Source organism: Streptomyces sp. NPDC091281 (assembly GCF_044757425.1).
Lineage (GTDB): Bacteria > Actinomycetota > Actinomycetes > Streptomycetales > Streptomycetaceae > Streptomyces.
In genome coordinates, this window is the sequence record NZ_JBIVUY010000009.1 from 159,988 (window position 1) to 176,191 (window position 16,204).

Below are 16,204 nucleotides of genomic sequence, written 5' to 3' on the forward strand. Positions count from 1 at the left end.
CGAGCCGCGGACCCCGCGCTCCCGCGGACGGGCCCGCGGCGCATACCGCGCGCGGGCAGGGCCTGAGGACCACTCAGCCCCGCACACCGCACCCTTCACATCCCGCCTTTCGCAGCCCGCCCTTCGCGGCCGACCCCGCACGCCGTACGTCGCGCGCGCCGCGCCTGCGCCGTGCGCCCTACGCGGTGCTCCGGGGTGCCGTCGGCGCCGCTCCGGCTGTCGTCCGTACGGGCCCGGCAGTGCGCCGTCCGTGGCGTACCGCCTGCCCGCGGGCACCCCTGTCCGGGCCCGCACGGCGGGCGAACGCGCAGGTGGGAACCGCCGCGCGGGCACGGGAACCGCTGACGGCCCCTGTGCTCTCTTAGCAGCGGAACCCGCCGGACGCCCCCGCCGCGACCCGCCCCTCCGGCCCCGTCACGGGCCCCACCGACCCCCGACCCCACCACCACTGACACCCCCACAAGCCGTCAGGAGAAGGAGCACATGAGCGGCCTACTGGTTCACCTGCCGTCGGACGACAGGACGGACACCACCCCCGCCGCGGAGCCGGTCAGCCTGCGGCTCGGCCCCGGGGACGTGGCCCGCTTCGGCCGCGGCTCCGCGTCCGTCCCCGTCGACCTGCGGCTGGCGAACCCGGCGGTGTCCCGCCTCGCCGGTGAGATCCGGGTGACCGACGACCACTGGCAGTTGAGCAACCTCAGCACCTCGCAGACCTACCTCGTGGAGAACCCGGAGGGCGCGGGGGAGTACTTCAGGGTCCCGCCCCGCAGAGCCGGGGCGCCCGTGCCGTTCGAGTTCGCCCGCGTCGTCCTCCCGGCCCGCGGCGCCACCGTCAGCTTCCAGGTGTTCGCCCCCGACCACGTCTACGTCGGCGGCGGACGCACCCCGGCCCTGGCGGGCACCGGCACCCTCGCCGGGTTCTCCCTGGACGAGACCGCCACGTACTTCCTCGTCCTGGTCGCGCTCTGCGAACCGCGGCTGCGCGACGAGTCGACCGTGGCGCTCGCCACCACCCCGCAGATCGTCGAACGGCTGCGCGGGCGGCCGGGCTGCGAACGGCTCACCGCCCGCGCGGTCAGCTCCCACATCGACTACCTCGCCGACGAGAAGCTCCGCATCGCCGCCCCGGCCGCCGCACCCGGAAACGGCGCGCGCCGCACCGGCAAGCGGGAGGCCCTGGCCGGACTCGCCCTGCGGTTCGGGCTCGTGCGCGAGGAACACCTGTGTCTCCTGCCGCCCCGCACAGCGGTCCTCCAGCGGACGGAAGGAGCACGGGCATGAGCGACGACTCCGCCGAACTGCTCCCGCGCGGCCACCGGGCCGGCGCCTGGGAGATCACCGAACTCATCGGCACCGGCGGCTGGGGCACGGTGTACGCGGCCCGCCGCGCCACCCCGCCGGACGAAGACACGGGTACGGGCGGGGAGGAGGCCGTCCCGGACGGGGAAGTGGCTGTCCCGGACGAGGAGGAGGCCGTCCCCGACGAGGTCGCGCTCAAGTTCCTGCCCACGGCGGGACTCGCGCCGCGCCAGGCCCGCGGACTCGTGGAGACCGCCCGGCGCGAGACCGAGTTGAGCCGCCGCACCCGCCATCCGCGTCTGATCCGCCTGTACGACTCCCTCACCCTCGACGCCGCCGCGGGCCCCGCCTTCGACGGGGCCGTGGTGCTCGTCATGGAACGCGCCGAACGCAGCCTGCGCGACCGGCTCACGGACACGCCGGACGGCCCCGCGCTCCCGGTCGGCGAGGCCGCGCGGCTGCTCACCGAGGTCTGTGAGGGGCTCGCGCACCTGCACGGGCTGGGCTGGGTGCACGGCGACCTCAAGCCCGACAACGTTCTCCTCATGGCCGACGGCTCGGCCCGCCTCGCCGACTTCGGCCTGTCGGTGGAGCTGACCGGCACCCACGCCTACGTCCCGCCGCTGGGCACCCCCGACTACCTGCCCCCGGAGCGCTGGCGGGCCGCGCTCGGCGAACGAGGCGTCCAGATCCGGCAGAGCACCGACATCTGGGCGCTCGGCGTGATGATCCACCAGCTCTTCGCCGCGGGCGCCTCACCGTTCCCCGGCGCCACCCCCGCCGCCCGCGCCGCGGCCGCCCAGGAGTACGCCGACGGACGCGCCCCGCTGCGCATGGACCCGCGCGTACCGCCCTTCTGGCGCGACCTCGCGTCCGACTGCCTCGCCGCGGCGCACGCCGACCGCGCCGAGCACACCCCCGAGACCCTGCTGCGCCGCATCCGCGCCGAACGGGAACCGTCCGCGTCCCGCCCGCGGACCCGGCGGGCGCGGACGGTCCTGTCGGCCGCCGCCGTCGCGGTCGCGGTCGGCGGGGCGGGCGCCGCCGGATGGCTCCACCTGGACGACGACGACCGCTCGCCGGCCGGCGGCCCGGCCGCGGGCCGGGGCACACCGACGGCGAGCGTCGTGGCGAGCGCGCGGGTCACGGTGTACAACGCCGAACGGATCTGCCACCGGCTCCCCGAACGGGACAAGCTGTGCAGTCTCGGCCTCGCCGTCGATCCGCTGCTGCCGTACGACATCGACAACGTCGTCCGGACCCGCGTGTGGGACGGCGACGTGCTGACCGCCGACTGCCGGTTCCACCAGGGGATGCCGGTGGCCGACGAGGCGGGCACCCGGTCGGTGGCCTGGTACCGGGTGCGGCTGACGGGGGAGGAGGGCCGGACCACGGCCTGGCTGCCGGAGGTGCGGACCAAGGACCGGCCCGCCCTCGCCGCGTGCCCGGCCGGGCCCGGTCCGCGCTGACCCGGCCCGTCCCCGGCCGGGTGGGACGGCGCGCCGGGGCCGGGCCCGTCCCCCGACCGGGCCCGGCCCCGGCGCGAGGGCGCCGGTCGCGGATCAGCAGAGCTTGATGTCGCGCCCGTCGTTGTCCTTCGCCTCGTTGTTCCCCCAGCGCTGGAGGTAGTACGCCGACACGTAGGCGCGCCCCGAACCGCCCGGCGTCACCTCGTCGAGGTCGGTCAGCAGCCACCAGTGGTTGTACGAGGAGCCCACGCGCACCTCGGCGCCCTTCTTCTTGCACAGCACGTAGTTGGTGCCCTTGAGCAGCTTGCCTTGGACCGCGCAGCGGGGGCTCGTGTCGCCGACGCAGTCCACGGCCGCGTACCCGGGGGCGTCGGCGAAGGTGTCCACCCAGAACTTGTCCGGGGAGGGCGTGCCGCCACAGGCGTTGGTGCTGGTGACGCGGGGGAACGGCCCGGCGGGGGTGAGCCGGTACTCGGTGCCCTGGATCACCGGGTGCACCATCTCGTCCGTCTCGCCGTCGTTGTCGCCGTTGGTGTCGTAGAGCTGCTCGTAGTGCAGGTGCGCCGAGGTCGTCCCGACGAGTCCGAGCCGCCCGACCGGCGTGCCCGAGGCGACCTGCTGACCGAGCCGCACATCGATACGGTCCATGTGGAGATACACGGAGAACCAGCCGCCGCCGTGGTTGATCTCCACACCGCCCGGCTCGAAGAACTCGGTCACCGTCCCCGCGGCCGAGGCCACGACCGAGGCACCGAGGGTCTGCCCGCCCACCCGGTACAGGTCGAGCTTCTTGTCGTCGGGCGCGTGTCCCGCGTACGTCTGCAACTGCCAGGTCTCGCCGCAGGCGAACGGCAGCCGGAAGTCGGGCCGGGCACCCGCCACTTGGCCCGGCGCGGCGACCGCGGGGGCCGCCCCGGCGGTCGTCCACAGCCCGAGCAGGGCGAGCAGGGCCGCGACGGCGAGGACGAACGGCCGGGGCGGCGACGCCACCGGGGTCCGTCCGCCGCGGGGTGTGCGCATGGGTCTCCTCCTTGCCCGCCCGGCGCCGTGCCGGGCGGTCGTCTTCCTGGGGTGGTGCGGGCGGCCGGGCGCGGTGCGCGCGGGCCGGTCGGGCCCGGCGCGCACCACGGCGACCGGCGGTGCCGGGATCAGCAGCTGTTCACCCAGCGGTTGGCCTCGCCCTGGTCGTTGGCGACGCTGTCCCACTTGTTGCCCCAGCCCTTGTCGAGACAGAACGAGCGGCCGCCGTAGCCGTTGTCGTGGTAGACGACCACGGAGCTGAACGAGGTACCGGTGCCGTTGTTGAACCAGGACGAGTCCTCGTGCGCGATGAACGCGTTGGCGGTGTCCGACCAGATCGGGTTGTCGAACTTGAACTTCGCGATCCCCCAGCCCGCCTGGTCGTAGTTGATGCCCTTGTAGACGCACAGGTATCCGGCGTCGCAGTTGCCCGGGTTGTCGGTCGAGTACGTCGGGTTGGTGCCGTCCGCGTGGGCGGTGCCCGCGGCGGCCACGGGCAGCATGAACGACGCGGCGAGGGCGAGCCCCAGGGTGAAGCGGGTCGACTTGCGCATGGGTGTGCGGTCCTTGTCTGTGAAGGGTTCGTTCGGTGGTGGGTGGTGCGATCGGGGCGCTATCGGGCGCGGTCGCCGCCCCCGGCGCCGTCTGCGGTCAAGGCGCGGGCCTCGGTCAGGGCCTCGGTGACCGCGGCGGTGAAGTGCCGTGCCTGGCGGGCGAAGCGGGTCGTCGCCGCCTCCCGGACGCGCTCACGCTGGAGACGGGCGCCGGTGCGGGCGAGCCCCGCGTCGCGGTTGCACTCGGCGTCGGCCACGGCGGTGCGCACCTCCCGCTCGCGCGCCGCCGTCCCGCCCCCGGCCCCGTCGCGGGCGGCGACGGCGGCGATGGCGTCGGAGGAACTCGCGTACGCGAAGCCCTTGTCGGCCATGCAGGTCCGCCAGGACACCAGCGCCGCCTTGTACTTCGGGTCGGAGACGACCTGGTCCCAGGTGAGATAGCGGAGGTTGACGACGATCGCCTTGGCCTCGGTCCACGTCCGCAGATCCCCGTACAACCTGCGGCGGGCGTCGGCCATGCAGCCGTCGGCACTGGTGAAGATCTTGCCGCGCCCCGGCACCTCGACGGTGATCGCCGCCCGGTCGGTGCCGTTCAGCGCCGTGCCGAAGGCGCGCCTGCGGTCCGCGGTGAGCGAGGCGAGGTAGCGGTCCTGCGTGCTCGCCGCGACGGTGGTTCGTCCGTCGTCCCCCGGCCCGGCGGCGTCGAGTCCGTAGCCGTGGGCGCGTGCCCAGGCGACGTCGTCGAGGCCGAACGGCCGCTCCGGCGCCCGGTCGTGGCCCGCGGGCGGGGCGTCGACCGTGTAGGCGAAGCCCTTCCCCTTCATGCACGCGGTGATCAGCTTCTCCTCGGCGTCCGCGAGGAGCCCGCTCTCCCGGTCGGTCAGTCCGGTCCGCGGCTCCGCGTCGGACACCGGCGCGCCGGAGCCGGTGGCCGGGCCCGAACAGGCCGTGGCGAGCAGCAGGGCGAGCGTCGCGACAGCGCGCCGCAGGTCCTTCCCGGACATGGTCGACTCCGTTGCTGGAAAACCGATGTGACGTGACGTCAGGTCAAGTGGGTGTCGGGTCGGTGCGCTGCGCGGTCCCGGCCGTGGTCGGCGGCCGGGGCCGGGTCAGCAGCGGCGCAGGCCGTACGCGCTGGGGTTGGCGTCGAACCAGCTCGGGGTCATCACCCAGTCGCCGGGCACGTAGCCCTCGCGGCCGTCGCTGCTCCAGTCCGGGACCGTCCGGTACCAGGTGGTGTTGCCGCCGCCGTGCAGGCCGCCCGGCGACCAGCAGGTGAAGTAGCTGAACGTCGACGTCAGCAGCCCGGTGATGGGGCTCTCGTGGAACGGCTCCACACGGGTCGGCGCCTGGCCCAGGTTGCTGCACCACAGCCGCCCGTCGTGGGCGCGTACGCCGCACTCGGCCGCCGCCTTCGCCGCCTTCGCGGGAGCGGCCGGTGCCTTCGACGCGGCCTGCGCCGAAGGGGCGGCCAGGATGCCGACCAGTGCGGCGGCCGTGGTGGCGGTGGCCGCCACCGTCCTGAGGTGATCGCGGATCATGGGGTCTCCTTGCTCGTCCCGCCGCGCGGGAAAGGGAAAGGGAAAGAGAAGCGATGAGAGAGGAGGGCGTGCGGGTGCGAGTGCGGCCTAGGGTCTGTCGTTTGGATCATGCCGGCTGCGGGCCTGGGTGCCTGGTGAGTGCCGGTGAGCGGGGTGTGGTGCGTGCAGCTGCAAGGCGGAGGAGGGCGTCGACGCGGAGCGTCGGCAACCGACGACAACGCCGCAGATGTGCGTGCCACACCCCGCGGCCCAGGCGTGATCCAAACGACAGGCCCTAGCAGCGGACGCTGACGTTGCCCTTGTCGTCGCCCTTGAGGTAGATCGCGTTGACGTAGCCGAAGCCGCCCGCGTTGAGGCGGAGCATGACCCAGTTGTCGTTCGTGTAGCCCGAGTCCGTGATCAGCTCGCCCTTGGTCCAGCAGACCGCCGTGTAGGTCTGGCCGGGGTAGACGTCGCTCTTGTCGTCGCAGCTGGTGGAGGCGCACGCGCGGACGTTGGCCTGCGCCCAGGCGGTGACCGTGGTGTCGCCCCCGCCGCCTCCGCCGCCGGGCGTGCAGGGCAGGCTGACGCCGCGGTCGCGCAGGTAGGGGACGGGGTCGATGCCCCGGACGGTGGTGGAGGTGCTGGTGCGGATGCGCAGGTGCAGGTGGTTGCCGGTGGAGTCGCCCTCGCTGCCCATGAGGGCGATGCGCTGACCGGCGACGACGTTGTCACCGACGGCCACGTCCCGCTGGTACATGTGGCCGTACTCGCTGACGGTGCCGTCGGGGTGCTGGATGCGGATCCACTGCCCGTAGCCCTGCGCGGGGCCGGAGTTGATGACCCGGCCGGGGCCGACCGCGTGGATCGGGGTGCCGCGGCCGTTGGCGATGTCGACGCCGTCGTGGCCGGAGCTGTACCACTGCGAGACGCTGCCCGCGGCCGGACACGCCCCGGTGAATGCGGCGGCCGCGGCGGGCGCCTTCGTGGCGGCCTTGACGGGTGCGGCGGGCGGGGCGGCCTGGCTGGGGGCGGCCGCGGCGAGCGGCAGCAGCACCGCGGACGCGACGGGCAGACCGCCGCGCAGGACACGGCCGAGGGTACGGTGACGCACGAGTGTTCCTCCCAGAGCTTCCGGCCGCGTTCGCGGGCCGTGAGGTCGCTGTGACCGGCGCCGCGTCGTCCTGAGCGGACCGGTGTGTCTGGAAGGTACGGCGGGTGCGGCGGGGTCCGGCATCCGGAAGATTCCGGAGTGACAGGGAGCCCGCGGCCGTCCTCGGGCGGCGTCTACGCGCCGGACGTGAGCCGGGTCGCGGCCTTCTCCCAGGGCTGGGGTTCGGTCACGTCGTCGCGGCCGTACGCGTCCTCCTCGAACCAGCCCGTTCCCGCGAGCCAGGTCTCCAGCCATCCGGCGAGACCGGGCGCGTCGAGGAACCAGCACTCCTCCCACGAGCCGCCGCTGTACGGGTTCGGCTCGAAGAGCAGGACCTGGCCGTCCGTGCTGCGGCAGTCCACGCCCGCGTACATGCCGCAGCCCCAGGTCAGGATCGGGAGGACGCCCGCGGGCCACTGCGGGTGCTCCGCCCCCGCGGACGCCGCGCGCCGTGCGACGTACTCGCCGACGACGCCGGACCCCGTGCCGAGCAGCGGCAGCAGACGGTAGTCGGGGCCGAAGCCGCCGTCGGCGACCTCCCGGTACAGGCGCGCGAGCAGCGGGTGCAGCGCGAAGCCCAGCCGCTCCTCGGCCTCCCGGAGCCGGGCGTCGTCGACGGGGGCGGGGAGGTCGTCGGCGTCCGCCGCGGCCCGGAGGGCGACGCGGCGCAGGAGGTCGTCGGTGTCGGTCATGGGCGCGATGCTGCCAGAGCCCTCTGACACCCGGACGGCCGGACCGGGACGCTCCCGCGGCGGTCAGTCCTCGTCGACGACCTCGTGGCGTGCCTGCGAGGACGTGTGGGCGCGGGCCGCCTCCGCCGCCGCCTCGGCGTCGCCCGAGCGCAGGGCCGCGATGATCTCGTCGTGTTCGCTGACCACGGACCGCCAGTTCATGGTGTCGACGGGGGCCACCAGGCGGTACCGGCGGATGGTGAGCAGCAGTTGCTCGGTCAGCTCGGCGAGGATGCGGTAGCCGCTCGCGGTCGCCAGCGCGCGGTGGAACGCCGAGTTCAGGGACGGGAGTTCGTCGACGGCCCCGCGGTCCAGGGCGTCGCGCATCTGGTCCTGCACGGCGGACAGCCGGGCCAGCAGGTGTTCGTCGGCGTTCTCGGCGGCGAGCCGGCCGACCAGTCCCTCGATGGCCTCGCGGGCGAGGAAGACGCCCCGCATCTCGTTCTTGTCGACCTCGGCGACGGAGACACCGGAGTGCACGCGCGAGACGAGGAGCCCCTCCGACTCCAGCCGCTTGACCGCCTCCCGGACGGGGATCTTGCTCACCCCGAAGTTGCGTGCCAGCTCGTCCATGTTGATGCGCTCGCCCGGCCGGAGCCTGCCGTCGGCGACGGCGGCCCGCAGACTGTCGTAGACGAGGTCGGCCTTGCTCTTCACGGCCGGCAGCCGCCCAGCCCAGCTGTTCTCCGTCATACCGTCATCGTATCCGATATCCCTCACCGGTCGGGCGGGCCCCCTCCGGCAGGGGGCCCGCCGCCTGGTCAGGAGGCCGGTACGCCGCCGGGCGCCCGGCCACCGGCGTCTACTCCTTGACCGCGCCGCCCGTGAGGCCGCGGACGAAGAAGCGCTGGAGGACGACGAAGCCGAGGACGACCGGGACGGCCGCCATGACCGAGCCCGCCATCAGCAGGTCCCAGCGCGGGTCGAACTGGTTCTGGAACCGGGCCAGTCCGACCGGCAGGGTCCGCAGCAGCTCGTTGTTGGTGACCAGCGACGGCCAGGCGAACTCGCCCCAGGTCCACATGAACTTGAGGACGGCGACCGTGCCGAGCGCGGGCCACGAACTGGGCAGCAGCACGCTCCACAGGGTGCGCAGCCGTCCGGCGCCGTCGATCGCCGCGGCCTCGTCGAGCTGGACCGGCAGCGTGACGAAGTGCTGGCGCAGCAGGAAGATCCCGGTGGGGCTGGCCAGGAACGGCACGATCAGCGCCCAGTAGGTGTCGATCCAGCCCAGGTCGCGCATCACCAGGTACAGCGGGACCAGGATGACCTGGGTGGGGATCATCAAAGTGGCGAGGATCAGCGTGAGGACCGCCTGACGGCCGCGGAACCTGATCCGGCTGAGACCGTACGCGGCGAGCGTGTCGCACACCAGGTTCCCGGCGACGACGGCGACGGCCACGAGCACCGAGTTGCCGAACCAGCGCCAGAACGGGAAGCGGGTGACGACCTCCCGGTAGGCGTCCAGCGACGCCGACCGGGGCACGAGGCTCGTGTCGGTGCCGAGGAGGTCCTCCATCGGCTGGAGCGAGGTCAGCGCCATCCACAGCACCGGCACCCCCGCGAAGAGGCAGACCAGCGTCAGCCACAGGGCCCGGGGCAGGGTCCCGGCGGTGCGTCTCATGACTCCTCCCGGGAGGTCAGCCACAGCCGGACGACGGTGATGAGCAGCAGGATCACGAAGAGCACCACGGAGGCCGCCGAGGCCACGCCCACGTCGGTCAGGAGCTTGGTGTAGATGAAGGTGACCACGGTCGTGGTGGCCGTGCCGGGGCCGCCCTCGGTCATCACCCAGACCTGGTCGAAGACCTTGAAGGAGTTGAAGACGAGGAGCAGGAACACCGCGGCCCCGGCCGGGCGCAGGAGGGGCAGGGTGACGGAGCGGAACTGCCGCCAGGGACCGGCCCGGTCGAGGGTGGCCGCCTCGTACAGCTCCGCGGGGATGCGCTGGAGTCCGCCGAGCAGGATCAGGGCGTAGATGCCGAAGTCCTTCCAGACGCTGACCAGCGCGACGGCGGGCAGGGCGAGGTCCTGGTCGAAGAGCCAGCGGGCGCCGTCGACGCCGACCAGGCCGGTCAGGGTGTTGACCAGGCCGTGGTCGGGCTCGTAGAGCCACTTCCAGATGAGTCCGGCCACGACCATGGGGATGACGGCGGGCAGCACGGTGACGGTGCGCACGAAGCGGGCCGAGGCCAGTTCCCGGTTCGCCGCCAGGGCCGTGGCCAGTGCCAGGACGTACGTCCCGACGAGGGTCAGGACCGTGAACACCAGCGTGTTGAGGAGGCTTTCGCGGAACGTGCCGGGCGCGAGGATGGTGGTGTAGTTCTCGGCGCCGACGTACCGCCGCGGTCCGAGCATGTTCCAGCGGTCGGTGCTCAGCAGCATCGACTGGACCATCGGGTAGAAGGTGAAGCCGAGGATGATCAGCAGGGCGGGGGCGACGGACAGCCAGCCGGCCAGGGCGCCGGTGGGGCGCCGCCGCCGTCCGGTCCGTCCGCCGCCGCGCGGGCGGGCGGTGCCGCCCGCGCGGTCCGGGGAGAGCTTCGCGGGAAGCTCGGTGGTGAGGGGCATCGGAATCGCTACTTCTCCGTGCTCAGGGCCTTGCCGACCTGGTCGTCGAGGGAGGCGAGGGCCTTCTCGACGGGGACCGAACCGTTGACGCCCGCCACGACCGAGGCCTTCTGCGCCTCCCAGCGGGTCGCCCAGCCGTGCCGGTCCTGGAGCACCAGATCGGGCGTGTTGCGCCCCAACTGCTCCAGGATCGGCTTCCATCGGGGATCGCCCTGGACCTTCTTCTTGTACGTCGCCCTCACCGCGGGGTCGACCGCGTCCGGCTTGTACGGGAAGATCGCGTGGAAGTCCATGTACCGGGCGCTGCGTTCGGGCGAGGCCAGCCACTTCATGAACGTGCCCGCGGCCAGCAGGTCCTCGCTGCCCGCGCTCGCGACCAGGCTGTGCCCGCCGACCATCGAGCAGCCGCTCTTCGGGCCCGTCGGCATGGGCGCGACCGCCCACTTGCCCGCCGTCTTCGCGCCGCCCGCCTCGACGTTGGCGATGACCGACTGGAAGAACGGGAACATCGCCACCGTGCCGTCGACGAAGCCGTTCAGGGCGCTCGTGCCCACCGGCGAGATCTTCTCGGTGTAGAAGGACTTCATGTACTCCATGGCCGTACGGCCGGCCGCGGAGTTCTGCGTCGACCTGGTGCCGTCGGCGGAGGTGAGGCTGCCGCCCGCCTGGCAGAGGAAGCTCTCCCAGGTCGAGTTGATGGCGTTGACGTGGTCGTCCATGCCCTTGAACTGCCATCCGCTGACCTTGCGGCCGTCGGCGGCGGACTTCTCGGTGATGTCGGCGGCGGTCGACTTCAGCTCCTCCCACGTCGTGGGCGGGGCGGTGTGCCCGTACTTCCGCAGGACGTCCGTGCGGTACAGCATCACGCCGACGTCGAAGTAGAGGGGGGCGCCGTAGAGCTTGCCGTCGTACTCGTCGACCTTCGCGAGGTCGAGGAACCGGTCCGTGTCCGCCTTGGTGTAGCCGAGGTCGTCCAGCGGGGCGAGCGAGCCCGCCGTCAGGTAGTCCAGCTCCAGGCCGTTGTTCATCAGCCACACGTCGGGGCCCTTCCCGGCGGCGACGGCCTGCTTGATCTTGTCCCGGCCGTCCTTCCACTCCAGCTGGGTCAGGTTGACCTTCACGTCGTCCTGGGAGGCGTTGAACTCGTCGACGAGGGACTTGACCTTGTCGTCCTGCCCGATCCAGTACGGCATGGACCAGAACTCGACGGTGCCCTTCCCGTCGCCCGCCGCGCCGGAACCGGAACCGGAGCCGCCGGCGCAGGCGGTCGCGGTGAGCGCGCATGCGGAGGCCAGGGAAACAGCGGTGAGCAGGCGGCGCCTGGGTCTTGCCATGGTGCGTTCTCCTTGTACTGGGTGCCGAAAGGGGAGAGCCGGGATGCGGGCCGCGCGGTGGCACCACGCGGCCGGGGGGCGGGGCACGGTCAGGGGGTGCGGACCCAGAACTCGACGGACAGCGGCGGCACGGTGATCGTCAGCTGCGGCCCGGTCTTGAAGCCGAGCCCGAGGTTGTTGGTGCTCGGCCCGTACCGGTGGCCCTCGAACGGGGCGGCCGTCTGCGTGTCCACGGTGTAGGTGAACGACTCGGTGGCGGAGCGGTTGGTGACGGCGAAGACCGGCTTGCCCGCGGGCGTCTTCCACGCCATGATCCGCTGGTTCTCCAGCCGGGCGGACTCGTCCACCATGTAGCGCACCGAGTCCCAGGGCAGGTACTTGACGAACCCGGCGACGCCGTTCCAGTTCCGCGGGTTCCACGTCCAGTGGCCGACCGGGAGGTCCGGGAAGTGCGAGAAGTCGGTGTCGGACGGGGGACGCCAGAAGCCCAGCGAGTAGCCCGGCGACTCGGCGTTGGTGGTGGGCTTGAGCGCGTGCAGCCAGAACCAGGTGGGCGCGTCCTGGAACACCATCCAGTTCATGATCGACTGCGCGGTGTTGATGGTCCGCCAGTCCGAGGTCTGGTTGTCCAGGTACTCGAACTCGTTGTTGAACACCGGCTTCCCGGCGGCGCCCACGGTGTACTCGTCCGGGTTCTGGTGCTGCTTGCTGTCCGCGCCGATGTGGTGGTACGTCCACGCGTCCACGTACGACAGCGCGGTGCTGTCCTGCTTGATCGCCTGTCCGATCGCCCCGTGCCAGCCGTCGAGGCTGTCGGCGGTGATCATCACCTCCGGGTACTTCGCGCGGATGCGGGAGGCCGCGGCCTTGAAGGCGGCCACGTACTCCGACGGGCTGTAGACGCAGGACGAGTACGGGGTGCTGAACCGGGGCTCGTTCTGGAGGCCCCACATCGACACCGGGACCCCGCCCGCCCTCAGGTAGTCGAGGTCGGCCACCAGGGCGTCCCCGAACTGCCCGAGGAATACGGGGTCGAACGAGGCGAGCTTGCCGCCTATGTACGAGTCGTTGGACTTCCAGCCGGGCGCCGGGGACCAGTACTCGACCGAGGTGCCCTCGATGCCCGCCCGCCGGATCATGTCGGCGAGCTGCGCCGTCTGCCCCGGGTAGCGGCCGCGCAGGAACTTCCGGGTGGGGTCGAGGCCCCGGTAGTACAGGCCCATCGCGAGACGGCAGTAGCGGAAGCCGCGGTCGGCGCGTCCCCCCTTCAGCATCTGCTCGATGAACCTGGTGCGCTCGGAGTCGGTGAGGTCGTACGGCACGCCGTTGACCTCGTCGGGGAGGCCGTTGTTGCCCGACCCGATGGAGTCCGACTGGATCTCGAAGCCCAGGCCGAGGATCGTCTGCTGGCGGGCGAGGTCGTAGCGGAGGGTGTAGCTCCCGGCGGTCGCGGCCCGCGCGGGGGAGAAGCTGACGAGCGGCGACAGCGCCGCCGCGGTTCCGGTGACGGCCGCGCCGCGCAGCAGCGACCGGCGGCTCGGACGGGGTGCGGACATGGGGCATCTCCTTCGATGACCTGGTTGGGGTGGGCGGCGGGGGTTCTCCGCCTGGCGGTGGCACGCCGTCCCGGCGCCTGCCACCGCCCGTCCCACGGGCCGGAAGGCCACGTGGGGCAGAGGGCTCCGTGGGGCAGAAGGCCCCGTGGTGCGGAAGGGCTCGTGGTGCGGAAGGGCTCGTGGGGCGGTAGGGCTCGGCGGGTCAGTAGGCGGCGATCGTGTAGCGGTCCACGACCGCCTCGTCGAGGTCGGCGCCGAGTCCGGGTCCCTGGGGGACCAGGAGGGCGCCGTCGGTGAACTCCGGCGGGTTGCGGAGAATCCGCTCCCGGATCGGGTTGGGGAGCCGGTTGTACTCGTAGGTGCGCAGGTTCGGGGTGGCCGCGCACAACTGGAGCGCCGCGCACAGGCTCACCCCGGAGCCGACGCCGTGCGGGGCGATGTCGACGTGGAAGGCCGACGCCAGGGCGGCCAGCCGGACGGCCTCGGTGATGCCGCCGCAGCGCGCGACGTTCGGCATGAAGACGTCGATCGCCCGGTGCAGCAGCGAGTCCCGCAGGTCGAAGCGGGTGAAGTGGGTCTCGCCGTTGACCACGGTGAGACCGGTCCGGCGGCGCAGCTCGCCGAGGCCCGCGAGGTCGTCGACCTGGAGCGGCTCCTCGTACCAGGAGATGCCGAGGTCGCGCAGGACCCCGCCGACGCGGGTCGCACGGTCGAGGTCGTAGGCGCAGTTGGCGTCGGTGAGGATCTCCACGTCCTCGCCGACGGCCTCCCGGACGGCGGTGAGGTGCGCGCGGTCGGTGCGCTCACCGCGGCCGATCTTCACCTTGAGCGCCTTGAAGCCGTCCGCGACGAACCCCAGGGCCTGGCGCGCCGAGTCCGCCGGGTCGGCGTGCAGCGCGACCGGGCTGGCGTAGCAGTCGACGCGTTCCCGGAGCGGTCCGCCGAGCAGCCGGTGCACCGGCACGCCCGCGAGCTTGCCGCGCAGGTCCCACAGGGCGAGGTCGACCCCGGCGACGGCCTCCAGGTAGAAGCCCCGGTTGTGGCCGCCCGCGGCCTGCCCCCGGTACAGCCGCTCCCACACCGCGGTGGTGGCCGTCGCGTCCTGGCCGATGAGCAGCGGCGCCAGGACCGTCGCCACGACCGTCGCGGTGACCTGCGGCGACGGCAGCCCGTAGCACTCGCCTATGCCCACGGTACCGTCGTCGGCGTGGACCTTGACGAGGGTGGCGTACTGCCCGCGCCGGGGGAGCACGAGGTGGCTGGCGGCGGGGTGGCGCAGCCAGTCCGGCACGTCGTCGGGGGAGTCGTACAGGTCGTCGAAGCTGGCCGACAGGGCCAGGGCCTCGATCTTGGCGATGCGCACGGCGGGCGAGGACATGAGGGGGTGCTCCAGAGGATCGTGCCGCCGGGCGCGGTGCGCCACGGAGGGAACGGGCGCCGACCGGCGGGATGAGGCGGGAGAACGGGATGTGGCCGGAAGAGGTGGGACGGGGCGGGACGAGGCGGGTCGGAGACAGGCCTCGGAGGGGACGGGCGGGCGGTAGCGGGTGGGTGCCGGTCAGTCGCGGGAGGTCTCGCGGCCGGTGAGGACCGCCGCGGCGGACAGGGCGCAGGCGGCGAGGACGTAGAGGACGATGGGGACGACGGAGTCCGTCGCGGCGTACAGCGCGGTCCCGATGAAGGGGGCGGTGCCGCCGAAGAGCGCGCCGCCGACCTCCCGGCCGGTGCTGACCCCGCTGAACCGCACCTTCGCGTCGAACTGCTCGGCCACCAGCGCCGCCTGCGGCCCGAAGACCAGGTCCTTGCAGACCGGCATCGCGATGACGTACGCGAGGACGATCAGGGCGGTGTCGCGGCTCTCCAGCATCCGGAAGAACGGGAAGGCGAACGCCGCCGTGGCCACCAGGCCGATCCCCACCGTCGTACGCCGTCCGATCCGGTCGGAGACCAGGCCCCACAGCGGGATCGCGCCGATCTCCAGCGTCGCGGCCAGGGCGATCGCCCACAGCAGCGTCGCCTTCGGGATGTCCAGCGCGCTGGTCGCGTAGGCCAGGGTGAACGCCTGGATGAGATAGCCCCAGACGAAGCCGGAGACGGTGATGCCCATGGTCCGCACCACCGCGCCGGGCTGCGTCCGCAGCGTGTGCAGCAGCGGGAAGCGGACCGTCTCGCCCCGCTCCTCCACCTCCGTGAACACGGGGGTCTCCACGATGCCGCGCCGCGCCCACACACCGAAGACCACCAGGCCGAAGCTGAGCAGGAACGGCACCCGCCAGCCCCAGCTGAGGAAGGCGTCCTCCGGGAGCAGGGAGACCAGGCCGAAGACGGCGCTGGCCAGGACGAAGCCCGCGCCCGTGCCCATCGCCGGGATCGCGCCGTACAGGCCGCGGCGGCCCGGTGGCGCGTTCTCGACGGTGAGCAGGGTGGCGCCCGCGAACTCGCCGCCGACGGCGACGCCCTGGACGACCCTGAGGACGATCAGCAGGACCGGCGCCCAGACGCCGATCGCCGCGTGCGCCGGCAGCAGGCCGACGAGCGCCGTCGCCAGCCCCATGATCAGCATGGTCAGCAGCAGGACGTGCTTGCGGCCGACCCGGTCGCCGAGATGCCCGAACACGATCCCGCCGACCGGCCGCGCGGCGAAACCGACCGCGAACGTGGCGAACGAGGCCAGGGTCGCGCCGGTCGAGTCGGACCCGAAGAAGAGCGGCCCGAAGACCAGGGCCGAGGCCAGACCGTAGAGGTTGAAGTCGTACCACTCCATGACCGTGCCGACCGTGCCGGCGACCATCGTGCGGCGTCGGCTCGCGGACGGGGGTCGGGTCATCGAGGGGCTCTCTGCGATCGCGGACGTACTCATCGGCATCACACCACCTGGGGAACGAAAACCGGACACGGGGGCGGCCCGGCGAAGCGAAGGTATTCCATATACGAAATAACTTCTAGGGGTGCGGCGAGAAGTTCCGCTCCGTTTTCTGGGGGGCGGGGGGGCCGCGT

The 16,204-nt window shown here is 72.8% G+C and carries 15 protein-coding genes; 2 read left to right on the top strand and 13 right to left on the bottom strand.

The genetic code is table 11. The features are described from left to right. Positions 1 to 483 precede the first annotated feature (483 nt). Entirely contained in the window at positions 484 to 1,281 is a 798-nt protein-coding gene (locus tag ACIQPQ_RS23710; protein ID WP_401306746.1) for a serine/threonine protein kinase, read from the top strand. Continuing rightward, positions 1,278 to 2,768: a serine/threonine-protein kinase gene (locus ACIQPQ_RS23715; protein ID WP_401306749.1), complete on the top strand. Its 1,491-nt coding sequence runs from the start codon at positions 1,278 to 1,280 to the stop codon at positions 2,766 to 2,768. The genes ACIQPQ_RS23710 and ACIQPQ_RS23715 overlap by 4 nt, the downstream gene beginning before the upstream one ends. Positions 2,769 to 2,861: 93 nt before the next feature. Here the strand turns inward: ACIQPQ_RS23715 and ACIQPQ_RS23720 are convergent, their stop codons facing one another. The 13 genes from ACIQPQ_RS23720 to ACIQPQ_RS23780 all read right to left on the bottom strand — a co-directional run bounded on the left by ACIQPQ_RS23720 (position 2,862) and on the right by ACIQPQ_RS23780 (position 16,034). Beyond that, a complete protein-coding gene (locus tag ACIQPQ_RS23720) occupies positions 2,862 to 3,788 on the bottom strand; it encodes a M23 family metallopeptidase (protein WP_401306751.1) in 927 nt (308 codons plus the stop codon). A gap of 128 nt (positions 3,789 to 3,916) precedes the next feature. Further along, positions 3,917 to 4,342, bottom strand: a complete 426-nt coding sequence (locus tag ACIQPQ_RS23725) for a peptidase inhibitor family I36 protein (RefSeq protein WP_383780424.1) — start codon at positions 4,340 to 4,342, stop codon at positions 3,917 to 3,919. A gap of 59 nt (positions 4,343 to 4,401) precedes the next feature. Next, positions 4,402 to 5,346, bottom strand: a complete 945-nt coding sequence (locus ACIQPQ_RS23730; RefSeq protein ID WP_401306754.1) for a hypothetical protein — start codon at positions 5,344 to 5,346, stop codon at positions 4,402 to 4,404. A 105-nt stretch (positions 5,347 to 5,451) separates the two neighbouring features. Then, the gene (locus tag ACIQPQ_RS23735) at positions 5,452 to 5,883 is read right to left on the bottom strand and encodes a hypothetical protein (protein ID WP_401306756.1); all 432 of its coding nucleotides are present in this window, start codon (positions 5,881 to 5,883) and stop codon (positions 5,452 to 5,454) included. A 274-nt stretch (positions 5,884 to 6,157) separates the two neighbouring features. Beyond that, the gene (locus ACIQPQ_RS23740) at positions 6,158 to 6,976 is read right to left on the bottom strand and encodes a M23 family metallopeptidase (RefSeq protein WP_383780431.1); all 819 of its coding nucleotides are present in this window, start codon (positions 6,974 to 6,976) and stop codon (positions 6,158 to 6,160) included. Positions 6,977 to 7,149: 173 nt separating this feature from the next. Further along, complete coding sequence (locus ACIQPQ_RS23745) at positions 7,150 to 7,707, bottom strand: SMI1/KNR4 family protein (protein WP_401306758.1); 558 nt, start codon at positions 7,705 to 7,707, stop codon at positions 7,150 to 7,152. Between the two features lie 63 nt (positions 7,708 to 7,770). Further along, positions 7,771 to 8,439: a GntR family transcriptional regulator gene (locus ACIQPQ_RS23750; RefSeq protein WP_401306761.1), complete on the bottom strand. Its 669-nt coding sequence runs from the start codon at positions 8,437 to 8,439 to the stop codon at positions 7,771 to 7,773. Positions 8,440 to 8,548: 109 nt separating this feature from the next. Further along, positions 8,549 to 9,370: a carbohydrate ABC transporter permease gene (locus tag ACIQPQ_RS23755; protein ID WP_401306764.1), complete on the bottom strand. Its 822-nt coding sequence runs from the start codon at positions 9,368 to 9,370 to the stop codon at positions 8,549 to 8,551. Further along, on the bottom strand, positions 9,367 to 10,317 hold the full coding sequence (locus ACIQPQ_RS23760) for a carbohydrate ABC transporter permease (protein ID WP_383780440.1): 951 nt from the start codon (positions 10,315 to 10,317) through the stop codon (positions 9,367 to 9,369). The genes ACIQPQ_RS23755 and ACIQPQ_RS23760 overlap by 4 nt, the downstream gene beginning before the upstream one ends. Before the next feature lie 8 nt (positions 10,318 to 10,325). Then, positions 10,326 to 11,651 carry an ABC transporter substrate-binding protein gene (locus ACIQPQ_RS23765; RefSeq protein WP_401306767.1) on the bottom strand — a complete coding sequence of 442 codons (1,326 nt, stop codon included), beginning with the start codon at positions 11,649 to 11,651 and terminating at the stop codon, positions 10,326 to 10,328. Between the two features lie 89 nt (positions 11,652 to 11,740). Next, on the bottom strand, positions 11,741 to 13,207 hold the full coding sequence (locus ACIQPQ_RS23770; protein ID WP_401306769.1) for a hypothetical protein: 1,467 nt from the start codon (positions 13,205 to 13,207) through the stop codon (positions 11,741 to 11,743). A gap of 202 nt (positions 13,208 to 13,409) precedes the next feature. Further along, positions 13,410 to 14,585: a mandelate racemase/muconate lactonizing enzyme family protein gene (locus ACIQPQ_RS23775; protein WP_401306772.1), complete on the bottom strand. Its 1,176-nt coding sequence runs from the start codon at positions 14,583 to 14,585 to the stop codon at positions 13,410 to 13,412. A gap of 180 nt (positions 14,586 to 14,765) precedes the next feature. Next, the gene (locus ACIQPQ_RS23780; protein WP_401306774.1) at positions 14,766 to 16,034 is read right to left on the bottom strand and encodes an MFS transporter; all 1,269 of its coding nucleotides are present in this window, start codon (positions 16,032 to 16,034) and stop codon (positions 14,766 to 14,768) included. Between the last annotated feature and the right edge of the window lie 170 nt (positions 16,035 to 16,204).